The organism is Streptomyces sp. NBC_00572 (genome assembly GCF_026341815.1).
GTDB lineage: Bacteria > Actinomycetota > Actinomycetes > Streptomycetales > Streptomycetaceae > Streptomyces.
Window position 1 is genome coordinate 185,132 of sequence record NZ_JAPENX010000002.1, and the last position, 15,227, is coordinate 200,358.

General features: G+C 68.5%; 13 protein-coding genes and 1 pseudogene. 6 read left to right on the top strand and 8 right to left on the bottom strand.

What is annotated here, in order from left to right:
- Positions 1-10 precede the first annotated feature (10 nt).
- The 3 genes from OG514_RS33150 to OG514_RS33160 form a co-directional block, all read right to left on the bottom strand.
- Positions 11-550, bottom strand: a complete 540-nt coding sequence (locus OG514_RS33150; RefSeq protein ID WP_266901164.1) for a 2'-5' RNA ligase family protein — start codon at positions 548-550, stop codon at positions 11-13.
- Positions 531-1,037, bottom strand: coding sequence for a hypothetical protein (locus OG514_RS33155; protein WP_266901165.1), 507 nt, complete (start codon positions 1,035-1,037; stop codon positions 531-533). Before OG514_RS33155 ends, OG514_RS33150 begins: the two co-directional genes overlap by 20 nt.
- Before the next feature lie 299 nt (positions 1,038-1,336).
- A complete protein-coding gene (locus OG514_RS33160; protein WP_266901166.1) occupies positions 1,337-1,768 on the bottom strand; it encodes a subtilase-type protease inhibitor in 432 nt (143 codons plus the stop codon).
- Between the two features lie 622 nt (positions 1,769-2,390).
- On the opposite strand from OG514_RS33160, the gene OG514_RS33165 reads away from it, so the two are divergent.
- Together OG514_RS33165 and OG514_RS33170 are read left to right on the top strand one after the other, a co-directional pair.
- Positions 2,391-2,816 (top strand): hypothetical protein, encoded by a 426-nt coding sequence (locus OG514_RS33165; RefSeq protein ID WP_266901167.1) that lies wholly within the window; start codon positions 2,391-2,393, stop codon positions 2,814-2,816.
- A 500-nt stretch (positions 2,817-3,316) separates the two neighbouring features.
- A complete protein-coding gene (locus OG514_RS33170; protein WP_266901168.1) occupies positions 3,317-4,144 on the top strand; it encodes a hypothetical protein in 828 nt (275 codons plus the stop codon).
- 230 nt (positions 4,145-4,374) lie between these two features.
- On the opposite strand, the gene OG514_RS33175 is transcribed toward OG514_RS33170, so the two are convergent.
- Positions 4,375-4,908, bottom strand: coding sequence for a hypothetical protein (locus OG514_RS33175; protein WP_266901169.1), 534 nt, complete (start codon positions 4,906-4,908; stop codon positions 4,375-4,377).
- A gap of 264 nt (positions 4,909-5,172) precedes the next feature.
- Positions 5,173-5,451 (bottom strand): antibiotic biosynthesis monooxygenase, encoded by a 279-nt coding sequence (locus OG514_RS33180; RefSeq protein WP_030766880.1) that lies wholly within the window; start codon positions 5,449-5,451, stop codon positions 5,173-5,175.
- A gap of 91 nt (positions 5,452-5,542) precedes the next feature.
- Between OG514_RS33180 and OG514_RS33185 the strand changes: the two genes are divergently transcribed.
- Positions 5,543-6,115 (top strand): TetR/AcrR family transcriptional regulator, encoded by a 573-nt coding sequence (locus OG514_RS33185; protein ID WP_266901170.1) that lies wholly within the window; start codon positions 5,543-5,545, stop codon positions 6,113-6,115.
- Here OG514_RS33185 and OG514_RS33190 read toward each other — a convergent pair.
- Positions 6,105-6,349 (bottom strand): annotated as a pseudogene (locus OG514_RS33190) (IS5/IS1182 family transposase); the annotation flags it as partial. The gene OG514_RS33185 and the pseudogene OG514_RS33190 sit on opposite strands and share 11 nt — an antisense overlap.
- 515 nt (positions 6,350-6,864) lie before the next feature.
- On the opposite strand from OG514_RS33190, the gene OG514_RS33195 reads away from it, so the two are divergent.
- The gene (locus OG514_RS33195) at positions 6,865-8,496 is read left to right on the top strand and encodes a VCBS repeat-containing protein (protein WP_266901171.1); all 1,632 of its coding nucleotides are present in this window, start codon (positions 6,865-6,867) and stop codon (positions 8,494-8,496) included.
- A gap of 49 nt (positions 8,497-8,545) precedes the next feature.
- Here OG514_RS33195 and OG514_RS33200 read toward each other — a convergent pair whose 3' ends face one another.
- Positions 8,546-9,655, bottom strand: a complete 1,110-nt coding sequence (locus OG514_RS33200; RefSeq protein ID WP_266901172.1) for a DUF5954 family protein — start codon at positions 9,653-9,655, stop codon at positions 8,546-8,548.
- 473 nt (positions 9,656-10,128) lie between these two features.
- On the opposite strand from OG514_RS33200, the gene OG514_RS33205 reads away from it, so the two are divergent.
- The gene (locus OG514_RS33205) at positions 10,129-11,526 is read left to right on the top strand and encodes a S1 RNA-binding domain-containing protein (protein WP_266901173.1); all 1,398 of its coding nucleotides are present in this window, start codon (positions 10,129-10,131) and stop codon (positions 11,524-11,526) included.
- Between the two features lie 842 nt (positions 11,527-12,368).
- Positions 12,369-14,156, top strand: coding sequence for an NAD(P)-binding domain-containing protein (locus OG514_RS33210; protein ID WP_266902255.1), 1,788 nt, complete (start codon positions 12,369-12,371; stop codon positions 14,154-14,156).
- Between the two features lie 418 nt (positions 14,157-14,574).
- Here OG514_RS33210 and OG514_RS33215 read toward each other — a convergent pair whose 3' ends face one another.
- Positions 14,575-15,225 (bottom strand): GNAT family N-acetyltransferase, encoded by a 651-nt coding sequence (locus tag OG514_RS33215; RefSeq protein WP_266901174.1) that lies wholly within the window; start codon positions 15,223-15,225, stop codon positions 14,575-14,577.
- Positions 15,226-15,227 lie beyond the last annotated feature (2 nt).

A 15,227-nucleotide genomic window follows, 5' to 3' on the forward strand; every position in this document is an offset into this window, starting at 1 on the left:
CAGGCTGTGCTCATTCCGAGAGGGCGAATGACGCTCTTTCCTGCCACTTCGTGCCGTCGTACACGATGAGTTCGACCGACGAGACGTGAGAGGTGAACGGGAGCCCGTCGGCGAGATCGGCTTCGATCTTCTCCAGTACAGCATCTTGCTGGCCTTGAGCGATGGTCAGGTGCGGGACGAACTCGGTGAACCGCCCGCCATACGGAGGTGCCTCGGGCCATCGATCAGCGATCGCCTGGGTGAGCTGCCGCAACTGAACGTCTGGCTCGGGAACGAGATACGACACCCCCGGGAACCGTCCACATCTCTCGAACCGCAGGTTAAAGGCATGGTGGCTTCCCATCACGTCCGCGAGCGCGGAGTGGACGCCCGAATCCATGCGGCTCTCGTCGAGAAACGGGTAGAGCACGGTGACATGTGCTGGAACCCCGGCCTGTGCTGAGGGGTCCAACTGTTCGCGCCACCCTCGGACGGCGGACTCTGCCTCGGGGATCCGGACGATAAGCCCGGTCTGGCCTGCCTGAAACGCGCTACCACTTTTGTCTGCCATGACATCGAATGGTGTCACGTCTGCCGCACGCGGCACGGCGCATTTTTGGCTGAACGATCAGGACGGATCTCCGGCACACGTCGGCGAGAAGGGCCGCCGAGACGGCGACACTGCTGCCGGTGGACGCCGCCGGAACCCATGAACAGACGCTGTCGGTTGAAGGGCTCTGACTCAAGGAGTTGAGCCAGAGCCGGTTGAAATGAACGAAGCCAACCGGGCGAATACCGAGATCGGCCACGCGTTTCTCGTCGCGGGGGCCGTCCTGGGCGCGGTGCATGCGGTCGACGTGGTCGGTGACGAGTTTGAGGAGCTCCGGCTCTGGCTCGTAGCCGAGCGCTGCGAGTTCGGGTGGCAGGACGTATCCCGGCGGCTGCTGCGCGTAGACCTCCGCCATCCGCTGCCAGTGGGCCTGTGCCAGCGTCTCGGGCCAGGCACCGGCCAGCGGGGGCGCATCCGGGATTCGGCGGCCGGCGGCTCGGCGAGCCATTCCCGACCACGAAGGCGAGAGAGCAGCCGAGCACTCCCGCGCCGACGATCACGACATCTGCCCCGCCTGCCGCACGCTTCATGCACCCCCGCGCTGGTCCGGAACCGGCAGCCCGGCGCCCTTGCCCCTGCCACAGGCCCCGAAGCCCCCAGTGCCCGCAGACCACCGGGATTCGACTGACAGTCGGCGCCTCCGCGCCGGGTCCGTCCGCGGTGGCCACGTCCGGCACCGGGGCGGGCCGTCCTCAACCCCCGCTCGCCTTCGGCTGTCGCCGCCCCCGTGCGGCCCATCTGAGCCGGTCAGAACGCGAAGGCCGCCCCTCCGTTCAGGGAGACGCCCATGGTGCAGGCGTTGGCGAAGGTGTACTGCCAGGACGTGCGGGACCCCTCCCACACTCCGTCCACCGTGACGGTGACGGGGTCGAAGAGCTGCGGGCACATGCGGTCCGGCTCCGGTGAGGCCAGCAGCCCCGTGAAGGCGCCGTCCTGGGAGGTGGCCTTGAGCTCGGCGCAGGCGGCCTCGGGGGCGGGGTGCGTTCCGCCGGCGGTCGGCGCGCAGCTGAGTGTGACCGCCCGCAGGATGGTGGCCGAACTCGTGTCCGTGCCCTTGCTGATGCTCAACACGACGGCGGAGGGCGCGTACAGGCTTTCGGTCCGGGCTTCCGCGACACCGGCGGTGCCGGCGAGACACAGGAGAGCGGACGCGGAGACCGCGACGGAACGACGAAGCATGACGGAGACTCGCTTTCGATTCGAATGGTTGAGGCGGCATCTACCTTCGGATCACCACCCCGTTCGCGCTTCGGAGTGTGTCTGACACACAGAGCGACCGCATCTTCGCGGTCACTATCCGGACACCTCCACCCACATGCCGGTGATCGAATGAATGTTCAGCAGGTCAGCCCTGGTTCCGAACGGCTCCGCCGCGTATCCGAACCCGCTCTCTCCAGCCCCGCAGCAACTGCCGGCCTGCGCAAGGACGCGTCAGATTTACCGACCGGTCGTTCAGTACGACCGATTCACGACGCTCGCTTCGGCGGCAGTCCTCAAGCCCTTCCCCCACGCGTCGAAGCCGTGACACCGACCGTGCGCCTTCACGGCGACCGCCATGGGCTGCCGGGACAGCACCGCGCATCGACTGGTTCAGCGCCGCCCCGACACGCCTCCCTGACAGTGGATCCATCACCGCCCCGATGGACGTGCTGAGTCTGCTGGGCGTCAGGCTGTCGAATCTCCTACGGGAGACCTGGGAAAGGTTCATTCCGCTGGCCGGAGGAGGGATGCTCAACCCTTGCGAGGTGCCGTCGACGACGTCCCCCTGACCACGCTCTTCCCTGTCCTGTCGCCTGCCGGAGTGGACGCCTTGAACGAGGTGGCCCGCAGGGTCGACGCAGCTCGTACCGGTAGGGGCCCGGCGGACTGGGAGTGGTTCCCGGAGCATGCCGCCGTCCCGGGCACGCAGCCGACGACGCCGATCATCCTCGGGCCGGCGGTCATCGAGCACGCCGAAGGGGGCGAACGGCTGGAGTTACTGCTTCAGCCGGTGTGGACAGACTTGGGCCGGCTCGCGGTCGGTGGGGCGGTGAACGTGGCCTGCTGGTGCGACACCGATCACGCCACCCATGACGTCGACGCCCTCAGGCTCGTGGCCGACGAGGAGACCTCACTGCCCGAGGTCTTCCGTGCCGGCGCCGAACGTCCGACCGGATGGCTGGCCGATCTCCACGACGCAGACCACTGGCGTGCTCAAGCGGGGTTACCTGCCCGGTGGGCCCGCTGAAAGTCCGGCGCCGGGCACGTTCGTCTGTACCTGACCGGGTACGGTCACGTGCGTGCCGCCGGCACCCGGGGCGTGCGATCGCTTCATGCTGCGGGACCGTGGCCTGTGGCGTTCCAGGCTGTGGGTGGTGGCCACGTTTCCGTCTCCGGGACGTCGCCGTTTCCTGGAGCGGATCCGCCGGCCGCCCGTGAGGTGGGCAGGAGGAGGGGCTGGTCACCGTGGACCGGCCACCAACGGACTCGTGCGCGGCGGATTCCGATTCCAACGCGCAGAGGCTCCGCCCCCCGTACTGGGGCGGAGCCTCATGGCCGTTCGTCGGCCCAACGTCCGCCTTCAGACCATCGGCCTCATCCCTCTGCATCAATGTGAGCTGCGCGCCGCCCGGTTGGCTTTTCTTGCGAGCTTTCCCCCGTCCACAGCCAGCCGTTTGAACACACGTTGCAAAGGGGCGCCGGGGGGATTCTGGAGTTGACAGCTCGGGGCCTGCCTAGGCGGGAGCCGTGTCGATGATGGTCGCTAGAGGCCGGCCCGTTGCGTTGATCGCCGCTACGGCGATCGCATTGCCCCTCACAGGAATCCCCTCGCATTCCACTGCACCTTCGGATACGTGGAAGCAGCACTGTCCGCAGGCGAGCGTCCCCCTTCCCGAGGCCTCGGGAAGGGAGAATGACTACGATGCGTTCTCCGACCCGAACGGGGCCTGCACCGTCATCCGTAACACCTCAAACGCGGTGTTCTGGGTGGAAGTGGAGGAACCGAACGAAGTGGTCTTCGTGAACGGCACCACGGTGGAAGGCGATTACCGCGGGCTGCCCGAGGAGGCCGCCGCGGCAGCCGTGGGTCAGCGCAGCAACACGCAGGTACCCGTTCTCAGTAACGGCTACGCGGTGATCCGGCACATCAAGGACTACCTCTACTGGATCCGTGCAGCGGATCTACCGTCCCAAGTCAGGGCTAGGTTTGCCTTCGAATTCACCAAAAACGTCTCCTGGTGGCTCCCGGAAATCAAAAGAGCGGCGGCGCGGGCTGCGCTGCACGAGCACATCCAGGCGTGTGCGAGGGCAGCGTCTGACCTGTGGGCCAGTCTGGAAGCCCAAGGGCGGCCGACCTCGCTGCAGCAGATCTTTGACCACCTGGGCACCGCGCAGCTCACCGCCTTCGAATGCAAACCGGTTTACGACGCAGCGAAGCCACCGAAAGACAGGGCGACAGGTCCCTTGGACACACCCCAGAGCCGAATCAGCCGGACTGCGCTGCAGAGAGCCAACACCTTGTTGGACGACTTCGCCAGGATGATCCGGAGTGGCAGAATTCCGCTGCACCGCTGAGATGGACCCGGTGAATGATACGGCCAGAGCGGGGCAACCCCTGGGCATGTCAGCCCTGAGAGGGTGGCACCCGCGCCAAGCTGAAACGCCTGGTCAAGCTCGACGTCCTCACAGAGGTCGATGCCGGCAGCTTCACCAGGAAGCAGTAGCCGACCGAGCACCGCTACCAGCAGCCCTGCCCCAGTCTCACCCGGAAATGGACGTTCACGAATCGCCCTGTGAAGTGGTTGTCACGCCTGAGCGCGCCGACGGCGGTAGTAGGAGATGGCGACTGCAGCCACCAACGGGCCCCAGGCCAACAGCGGTGCGTAGCAGACAGCCAGCAACCAGTCCTTAGCTGACGAACCCATGGAGGGGTTGGAGCCGAAGATGGCAACGAGTCCGCCGTAGGTCGTGATTGCGATCAAGGCTGCCGCACCGAGCAGCGCCGGTACAACAGCTGCCAATGGGGCGACCCGCTGTCCGCCCAGCAGCGGGATCCAGCGGGGCACGGTCTCACCCCACGGCTGGATGAGACCGAGTGTCAGCAGCGCGATGCCTTCAGAGACGAGGGTCAGCGAGGTGATGTACACCGGTTCCCACCAGAGAAGGGGGCCGTTGTTGTCCACCGGGAGCCCCGCGACCAGAGCGATCCGCCACAGCCCGGAAGGCAGTGTGACGATGGGCACAAGATGGGCCGAAATCCGCGCCCACCGGGGCACATTTGGCAACGTTCCGGTAAGCACTCGTCTCCGCCCCCGGATTTCGGGGCCCTGCTTCAGCATGCGACGTCCTTCACCTTCCTGGGAATTGCGCTGTCATCCAGGGACAAAGACGCCAGCGAGTCTGCACTGCCCAGGCCCGGCAGCTCCGCGCGTCCATCGAGGACCTCACCGCCCGCCTCGGCGAACTCGACGCGGAGAGCGAAAACCTGCGCATCACCCGCAAGACCCTCCTGAACATCCCAGCATCGGAGCCCGCCGCGGATCCGCCGCGGCCCCTCCGGCCTGATCCGCCGCCGGACGGGCCCCGGCAGGTGGTGGAGTGGGTCAGGCCGCCTCGAGCGGAACGATCGTGCGGGGGCGCGATTCCCGCTCGTCGTAGGTGACGTCTACTCCTGCTTCCTGAACGGCGGCGAGCGCCGCGATCCGTGCTTCCTCGGACTCCCACTGCACGATCGAGATCACTGCGTCGCCGGACACCCAGCACTCACCCGAGAGACATCCCGGTGTGCGCAGCATGACCTCGCGGACTTGGTGGACGCGCGAGATGAACTCATCACGGTGGGCAGGATGCGGATAGTGGTACGCCACCATTCCTATCTTCATGATGCTCTCCTTCGCTCGGGATCGCCGCAGGCGTTATACGCTTGCGTATAAGTAAGACTAGATCGAATGTACGGTTGCGTATATTCGGTGGATGAGTGAGGTGGGACACATCGTGGGCGCTCCCCGGACACCGCGCGACAGATGGGTGGAGGAAGGCCTGCGAGCACTGGCCGACGGCGGTCCCGACGCCGTCAGGGTCGAGGTGCTGGCGAAGCGGCTCGGCGTCACCAAGGGCGGGTTCTACGGATACTTCGACCACCGCGACGCTCTGCTGGAAGCGATGCTCGACACCTGGGAGCGGGAAAGCACCGACGAGGTGATCGAGCGGGTCGAGCGCGAGGGCGGCGACCCCAAGACCAAGATCCGGCGCGCGGGCGTGCTGACCTTCTCCAGTGACCGGCTGCTTCCCATCGACCTCGCGGTCCGCGACTGGGCCCGGCGTGACCAGGCGGTCTCCGAGCGCCTGCGGCGGGTGGACAACCGGCGTATGGCCCTGCTGCGCGAGATGATCGGCACCTTCTGCTCTGATCCCGACGAGGTCGAGTCCCGCAGCCTGATCGCCTTCTGCATGGCGATCGGACAGCACTCCCTCGCCGCCGACCATGAAGGGCGCACCCGGGCCGAGGTTCTCGACCATGCCACCAGCCTGATCCTCAACCCCTGAATCCCGAGCAGTCCTCGATCAGGGATTGTCCGGCGAGTCGGAGGCGGAGCCAAAGGCGCAGCGGCAACGGTCACGGTGCCGTGAAAGACGTACGCCCTCCTGTCGAAGCGTGTGGCCACGGCCCGGTAGGTCTTCAACCGGTTGATCAGCCGTTCGACTTCGTTCCTGCGCGCGTAGCGTGCCAGGGTCAAAGCCTGTGGGCCTCCCGCCGTTGCTGCCACGGCGTTGGCGGTGGAACGACGCAGTCCTGCCATCCCACCACACACCACTGAGCGGGGGTGGAACTCGGTGAAGGGGGCCGACAGCGGCGAAGTCGTACAGCGACGCTGGAGTCCGGCGGACAGAACATCGAAGGCCAGTTCGGCGTTCGGCGCCTGGTGCCCAACCTACGATGCCGTGACCGGGTCGCTACCCGGACGCTTCGTCGCCGCGATGCTCGCGCTGACCTCCCGTCTCTCGCGGCCGTCTTGATCCGGATGCACGCCTGAGGGAGGCACGGCGGATCCGAGGGATCTCACGGACTCCAAAAAGTCACTTGTTCTATAGATCATTCCGGTGAGTACACTCCGCCTACACATCCGGGGGCCTCCCTACGTACGTGCCCGTCTCGGTGGCCGTGCCGAAGCCTCGCGGACCCCCGTTCCGGTTCCGGTTCTTGTTCACGTTCCCCAGGGGGATCTTTGCGTTCTACGTTCTCTGGGCATGCCGGCCACGTCGCCACCTGCACCGCGCTCGTCCTGTCTGCCGGCATGCTGCTGGCGTCGCCCGCCATTGCCGAGTCGGCTCCTCGGCCCGTCCTGGAGCTGCCGCTGACCGAGACGTCGGTGGTGCCGACGCTCGACGTGTCGGCGCTGGACGGCATGGCCCGTACCGCTGAGGCGACGGCCGGCTCGAAGCCGCGTTTCGACGTGACCGGCGACGGCAAGACCGACCTGATCCACCGCACGCGGAACGGCTTCACCTTCGTCGCGCCGTCTTCGGGCGGGGAGCACGTCGAGTTCACCACCGCCGGCTCGTTCCTCGACCTCGACCTCGTCCCGCTCGGCGACCAGAACGGCACGGGCAAGCCCGAGGTGCTGTCGCTCTCTGCGAACGGCGCGCTGCGGCTGTACTCGGACGCCTCCACCACCACCGGCACGCCCAGTTGGACGGGCTACGGCTGGAACATCTACAACAAGGTGTTCTCGCCCGGTGACGTCGACGGCGACGGCAGGGCCGACGTCATGGCCCGCCAGTACAACGGTGACCTGTACTTCTACCGTTCGACCGGTACGGTGACGGCGCCCTTCGCCGGCCGTGTGAAGGTGGGCCCCGGGTGGGGCGCGTACGACCAGCTCGTGGGTCTCGGCGACAACGACGGCGACGGCAAGGGCGACCTGCTCGCCCGCACCCCTTCCGGCCAGGTGTACTTCTACGGCAGCACCGGCAACAAGTCGGCGCCGTTCAAGCCGCGCAGGGCACTCGCCACCGGTTGGCAGGTCTACAACCAGGTCATCGCTGTCGACGACCGCAACCTCGACGGTCACGCCGACGTGTTCGCACGTGACCTGAACGGCACCCTGTGGGCCTATTACGGCCGCGGCAACGGGACGTTCACGTCGCGGGCGCAGACCGGCAGCGCCTGGAACCGGGCGGAGCAGTTCGGTGGGGCGGGTAACGTTCCGTCCGTCGGCAAGACCCTGTTCATCGCCCGCGACAAGGCCGGAACCCTGTTCTGGCACCGCGGCCTGAACAACGGCAAGCTCGCCGCCCGCGAGCAGGTGAGCGACACCGGTGGCTACGCGGGCGCGAACCTCTCGCTCGTCTACTCGCTGGACGGTGGCACGCTCCCCGACCTCCTGGGGGTCTACAAGGGCCGGCTGTGGAACAACGGCAAGGACCTCGGCGCCGGCTGGCAGGTCTACAACCGGCTCGTCGGCCCCGGTGACCTGACCGGCGACGGCAAGTCGGACCTCCTGGCCCGTGACACGTCCGGTGTCCTGTACCTGTACCGCGGCAACGGCACCGGTACGGGCTTCGCCTCCCGCATCCGGGTCGGTGACGGCTGGAGCGCGTACAACCAGATCCTCGGCGCGGGTGACTACACCGGCGACGGCCGTGCGGACGTTCTGGCCCGTGACGGCTCTGGCAAGCTGTTCCTGTACAGGGGTACGGGCTCCGCGACGGCCCCGTTCGCGGGCCGGCTGAACATCGGCGGCGGCTGGGGCTCTTACACCAAACTGGTGGCGCCGGGCGATCTCAGCGGCGACGGCCGGGCCGACCTGCTCGCCGTGGACGCGGCTGGCGACCTGTACCGATACCTGGGCACGGGCACCGGCTCCGCGATCAGCTCGCGGGTGAAGATCGGCTACGGCTACCAGGCGTACGGCAACCTGTACTAGAAGGCCGACGGGCGCCCCGCACCTGAGTTCCGGTGCGGGGCGCCCGTGTTCACGAGGCGGCTTCGTCTTCTGCGGGCTCTTCGAAGTGGACGGTGCCGTCTTCGTCGAGGCGGGGATGGAGGGCCTGGGGGGCGTGGGTGTTGATGTCGGAGGGGCGTGGGCCTTCCGGTCCGTCGGTGCCCCAGCGCAGCAGGCGGCGGGCGCGGGCGATCCGGGAGACGGTGCCGTGGACCTCGACCTGGTTGAGCCGGCCGGCTCGGAGCCGGTCCGCGGCCTCGGCGAACGCCGCCAGTTCACCGACCGCGGGGCTGGTGTTCTCAGCGACGATTGTGTGGGCGTCGACGTCTGCGTCGGCCTCGTAGGGGATCAGGCCGCGCTTGCGCGGTTCCCACCAGGTCAGGGCGAAGGCGAGGGTTCGGCGTGCGTCGTGGGGGGTGGCTTGCAGGCCGCTGCCAGGTGTCCAGGGCTCGTTGCCGGACTTCTCTACGATCAGGAACGCCGCCGGCATGAGCACCACGTCGGGGTGACTGTCCACGGCCCGTTCGGAGTCGTGCAGTACGGGGGTGGGGAACCTGGTCCCGGTGTAGGCCAGCGAGCGCAAGGACAGGCGCTCCGCCGCCTGGAGTGGGGAGAGGGGCGCGTCCGGGTCCAGGACGAGGGTGTCGTCGACCCGCGGACTGCGGGCGCCGGCGCCGGGGCTCCAGTCGGGGGCCGGAGGGTCGGGGTCGGTGGGCCGTGGCGTTTCGATATCGCCGTGCGCGTCGATGGCCGCGTACTCCTCGGCCCGCACCACGCGGTAGCGGGTGTCGAGCACGGTGAGCTCGTCGACGTACTCGTTCTCCAGCCGGGCGACCGCCGCCAGCAGAGCACGCCGTTCCTGCCTGCTCTTCGCCTCGTCCTTCGCCCGGAACCACAGCAGGGAGTTCAGCCCGTCGCGGGCCTGCTGCGGACAGCCGTGCGTGACCTCGACGACCACCCGCCACCGCCGCCCGTCATCCTTGCCCTGCGAGGCCACGCCGAACAGCGGGCCCCGAACCGCCAGGGCGCTGTTGCGCGCCGCCGCGTCAAGGGCATCGGCCTCCATCACGGCCTCTACCGGCTCCACCGGAACCCTCACCACCACCGGCCGCCCCTCCGGCCCCACGCCCTCTTCACTCATGCCACCATCGTGGCGGCCCACGTACGCTCGCATCAGGGTTTCACCGGATCGTCCACCGACATCAGTGACGTCCCTACGGGGGCGGTCTCCTCCTCAGGCGTATTTCCGGCGCCGCGCCGTCGCCTTCTCGGCACGGACCTCATCACCCTCGCTTCTCGGCACGGTCCTCGTCAGAAGCGTCTGCTGCGGTGCCGGCAAGGCGTGCACGGCCGCCTCGATGGTCGCGGGCGCCGACGACCGGCTTCTCCAGCGCGGCCGTCGGGTCGACGACTCCCCCGCCGGGCGCCGCCTCACCCTCCAGGTGCTTCGGCTCCCGTTGCGCTGATCGATTCGGCCTGATGCGGCATGATGCGGCGCGGTATCCCGCTTGCAGAAGGTGATCTCGAAGGCGGCGATGCGCCGGCCCCCGCCCTACGCTCCCGATCACGAGATCGACCGCCGAGCGAGCATCGTCGACAACCACGGGGAGCAACGTGCCGCCTTTCGTCTACCGGATCACCAAGTACGACCCTGCCGACCGCGACGAGCACGGCAGCTACATCGGCGCTGAGGACTCGCTCAGCGACCACGGACCGGTAGAGGCTGCATACCTGCAAGCAATCGCCGCCTTCGCCGAGGACACCGGCATCGACCGCCTGGCCATTCGTGAGCCGGGGATCTCCGGCTTGGCCCACTTCGGCGTGGAACCGACGGTCGCCGGCCACGGTCTTGCCGGACACTTCCCGCCCGATCTCAGCGGGTTCCACGACGGTGCCGAGGTGTCCCTCTCCCTCGGCCTGGAGCTGGTCAGGGTCATGCTCCGCGGCAACGGCGCCCGGTGCGGTCTGGAGGTGGAGGGCAGGTTCGTCGTGGAGGTCGGTTGGGACCAGTACGTCTACGTCCGCAGCGACAAGCCCTGCGAGCGCGCCGTCTCCCACGTCCGGGCTCTCGGTCTCTTCCCGGAGCGGCTGGACGCCTCGCCCTACGACGCGGGCTTCGACGAGCCCGGCGTGCAGCGACCCGCCGACGAGGACTTCTGGGCCCGTCTGCGCTGGTCCATCGCCATGCGGCACGCAGCGATTCTGGAGGAGGGGTACCTCCACAATGCCTCCCGCTGGCATCGCCTCACCGAAGACACACTCGATGCGGTGCGCGCCCGGCTCACCCCTCGTGCCCAGCTGACCGTCTGGCCTGACCTGTCCACCGATGTCGACGCGGTCCTCGCCTCGCTCCCCGACGAAGGTCCGGTGGAGTTCGTATGGGAGGACGAGAACGGGGTCGTCTCCAGCACGATGGCCGACGAGTCCGAGTACAGGGACCTCGCCGCCCGGGTCGCAGGCGCCCGCGCCGCCATGGCCCTGTCCTTGGTTCTCGACGAACGCCACCCGCTGTTCACCGCGGTCCTGCCCGACAGCGACGGCGTCCTGCGCGCGCGATGGAGGACCGAGCCGACGCCGAGCGACCGGAACTGGGCCTTCCTCAAGACCCTTCGCCGTGGGCGGATCTGCACCGGCACGGTCACGGAGATCGCCGGCTTCGGTGTGACGTTCGTGGACATCGGCGGCTTCATCGCGATGATCAACATTCCCGAGCTGTCCTGGCGGCCTTTCGATCACCCCTCCGACGTGGTCGCCGTCGGCCAGGAGATCTCGGCCGAGATCCTCGACGTCGACCTGGTGCGCGAGCGTGTACCGCTGTCCCTGAAGGCATTGCAAGAGGACCCGATGCCGCAGTTCATCGAGCAGGTCGGCCACATCACGAAGGTCCCGGCGCCGCGAGTACCGATCCACCGTGGACAGGGACGGCCGCGCGCCTTCGGCACGCGAGGGGGACTCGCCCCACCACCCCTCGCGTGCCGACCGCGTGTCCGGATGAGGCGGTCTCGCTCGTGACGGCGACCGCTCCCGACGCCCTGGCCGTCGCGCTCGGCAGTTCGCACGCATGCCGACCCGCGGCGCCGTCCTCGACTTCGACCTCATCACCCGCCTCCGGACCGCTGTCGCTGTCCCCTGTTCCTGCACGGCTCCTGCGCAGTCGTGGCCTCGGTCAGCTGATGAACGCTCAGGAAAGCGGCGTGCGAAGCAGGTTGTTGCTGCGGCACGTCGCAGGAGCGGGCCAGGGTTGTCCGGTAGGCGGCCTGCGAGGCGGTGCGGCGGATGCTCCCGGACCCCGGAGGAATGCCTTCATATTCCTCTCGCTCTCGACCGCCTAGGAGATGAGCCGGCGTCGCCGGACCGCCGGAGGGGAGGCGAGGGACGCATATCAGACATTAACGATGTCTTCACTTCCGCCCACCGCGCATATCCACGGATCAGGCGGTGCGAATGCTCTGCGATATCGCGCGTGCATGCATTCTTGATTCCGCCCACCAATTGCCCACCAATTGCCCACCAGAAACTATCAATCGAAATCTTTGATGTCTAGACCAATGAGATAATTCAAGGCCCCTTCGTAACGCGATACAGCCCTAGACGTACACATTGCCGCAGGTCAGAGGCAATCCGGAGCTTTCAACTCCGGTTTGTTCAACTGTCGGCACTTGCCCATCTTGTCTCACTCTCTGAGCATCGATCAAATTCCTGTTGCACCCATACGGGCCTCGTGTAATCTTCCGATCATGCAGATCAAGGAATGCTGACTCTTTCCGCCTCCAATATCACTGCAGGTCAGAAAATAGAGGAGAAGACCCATGGGTGGCCGCTTCGACATGGGAGCACCAGGCCTCGCAAACGACATGAGGGGAATAGCGGTCGAATCCGTTCCCATCGCGTCCCTGATCACCAGAGAATCTCCGAGAATTCAGGCGGAATTACCTGAGCACGTCCGGTTGCTCGCGGAATCGGACAAGCCCTTTCCGCCGATCGTGGTGCACCGCCCCACCCTGCAGGTGGTCGACGGAATGCACCGGGTCCGTGCCTCGCTGCTCCGCGGCGCGGAGCGCATCGACGCACGGTTCGTCGACGGCGACGAGCGGGACCTCTTCCTGCTGGCCGTGCGTCTCAACATCACCCACGGCCTCCCCCTCTCGCGCGCCGACCGCCGGGCGGCGGCCACCCGGATCCTGCGGTCCCATCCCCAGTGGTCCGACCGGGCCATCGCCGAGGCGACCGGCCTCGCCGCCAAGTCGATCAGTGCCATCCGCCGGGACAGCGTCGCCGCCGACACCACGCTGAACGTGCGGATCGGGCGAGACGGCAAGCGCCGCCCCCTGAGCAGTATCGAAGGACGCAAGTCCGCCAGTGAGCTCATCAAAGCCCGGCCCGGCACCCCGTTGCGCCAGATCGCCAAGGAAGCGGGCATCTCTCTGGGCACCGCCGCGGACGTACGGTCCCGGGTGCTGCGCGGCGAGGACCCGGTGCCGCAGGGCAGGACGCGTGTGTCGCGGGCGTCGGCCGTCCGTCGGCCCGTCACGACCGTCACCGCCGTCACCACGGAGCTGCCGGCCTCACCCGCGGCGACCCGGTCCGTCGAATCTCCAGCCCAGCGCGACGTGGCGACCATGATGCGGATCCTGCTCTCCGACCCGTCCCTGCGCTTCAACGAGGGCGGCCGCAGCCTGCTGCGGTGGCTGTCCGGACACGTGCTCGAGTCCCGGGAGGCCCAGACCGTCGCCGACGAGGCGCCGAGCCACTGTGTCGGCACCATCGCCGACCTGAAGAGGGATATTTCCATGCGCGTGGGATTCGTCGGTGCCGGATTGATGGGGGCACCCATGGTGGAACGTCTGATCGCGGCGGGGCACGACGTCGTGGTCTCGTCCCGCGTTCCTGCGGCGCTGCCGGCGGAATGGCACACGGTGAGCGGTCCCGCGGCCGCGGCCGACGGCGCCGACGTCATCTGCACCGTGCTGCCCGACTCCGAGGAGGTCCGCGCGGTCGTCGTGGAGATACTCACGGCCGCGAAGCCCGGTGCGGTCGTCGTGGAGATGTCGACCCACTCCCCGCGGGTCGCGCGCGAGCTGGCAGCCCTGGCCGGGGCGCTGGGCGTGGACTATCTGGACTGTCCCGCCGGCGGGGGGATCGCGGCCGTGCGCGCCGGGGCGCTGGCGTTCTGGGTGGGCGGAGCCGACGCGGCCGTGGAGCGAGCGCGGCCGGTCCTCACCGCGATCGGCGACCCGGACCGGCTGCGCCACTGCGGGCCCGTCGGGTCGGGTCTCGTGGTGAAGCTGCTCAACAACTACCTGGTGGCCGTCAACGCTGCCGCCTCCGGAGAAGCACTCGCCCTGGCGCGCGAGGCCGGTGTCGACGTCCGTACCGCGATCGAGGCCGTCACCTCGGGCGGCGGTGGGGCCAACGCCCAGCTCGCCAACCTGTATCCGAACCGCGTCCTGGCCGGGGACTTCGAGGCCGGCTTCAAACTCGGCTACATGGTGAAGGACTTGCGCCACGCCTTCGACCTGGCGGCGGAGCTGGGCGTCGACTCCCCGCTCGGCCGGGCCGCCGGGGCCCGCATGGACGAAGCCGCCGACCGCTACGGAACCGAGGTCGACTTCGGCTCCGTGTCCCGCCTCAGCGGCTGGTAGCGAGCGACGGACGGCCGTCGGCTGCGGTGGCGCCCAGCAGGCCGCGGCCCCCGGCCGCGACGAGGGTGCGGACGGGGGCCGGCGGAGAGCACGAGACGGCCGAAAGCGGTGGCGGCCGATATCGACGAGCACGCCGCAGCCAGGCCGTGCCCGGAGTGGCGCCGTCTGCCCGCAGGGCAGGGCCCGCGGCGTCTGGTGCGTGCCGGCAGGGTGCCGGGATGCCCTCGTAGCAGGGCTACTCGGGCATCCCGGCAACGCGGCGATCGCGCGTACCAGACGCCGCGGGCCAGGCGGGATTCTTCGGACACGGCCCAGCGCGACGTCGGGCGCGCACCGGCCGTAGCGGCGCCGGGTGCATGCCTCCTGCTGGTGGCGGTTGTTGTCGACGGCGGGCGCGCGGCTGCCGGCGCGCGGTGCGTCACCCTGCGGAGTGGGACCCGTTCGAGCGGGCGCGGGAGCGTTCCACCTTCTCCTCCAGCAGCTTGCGGCACTCCGGCCACTCCTCGGCCGTGATCGAGAACATCGCCGAGTCGCGCAGCCTGCCGTCCTCGCCCGGTGCCCAGGACTTCGACCAGTTCCGCAGCACGCCCTCGAACCGCGCGCCCGTGCTCGCGATGGCGGCCCGGGACCGCTCGTTGCGGGCGTCCGTCTTGAGGTCGACCCGCGACACCCGCCACTCCTCGAAGGCGTGCCGGAACAGCAGGTACTTCGTCTCGGTGTTCACGCCGGTGCCCTGGGCGGACCCGGCGAGCCAGGTGAAGCCGACCTCGATGGCGAACAGCCGGTCCTCGCCCGGCCACGGGCGCGGATCCCAGAAGGCCGTGGCACCCACCGCCCGCCCCGTACGGAGGGAGATCTGCGCGTACGGCGCCAGTCGGCCCGCCGCCGCGCGCCCGAGCTGCTCGTCGATGTAGCGGCCGGTCTCGGCGGCCGTGGGCACCCAGGTGAACCCGTAGGAGCTCCGGTCCTCCTCGGCGGCGGCGGCCAGGTCCTCGGCATGACGGTGCGTCAACGGCTCCAGCCTGACCAGCGAGCCTTCGAGGACCGGCGCCTCACCCGTGAAAACCATCG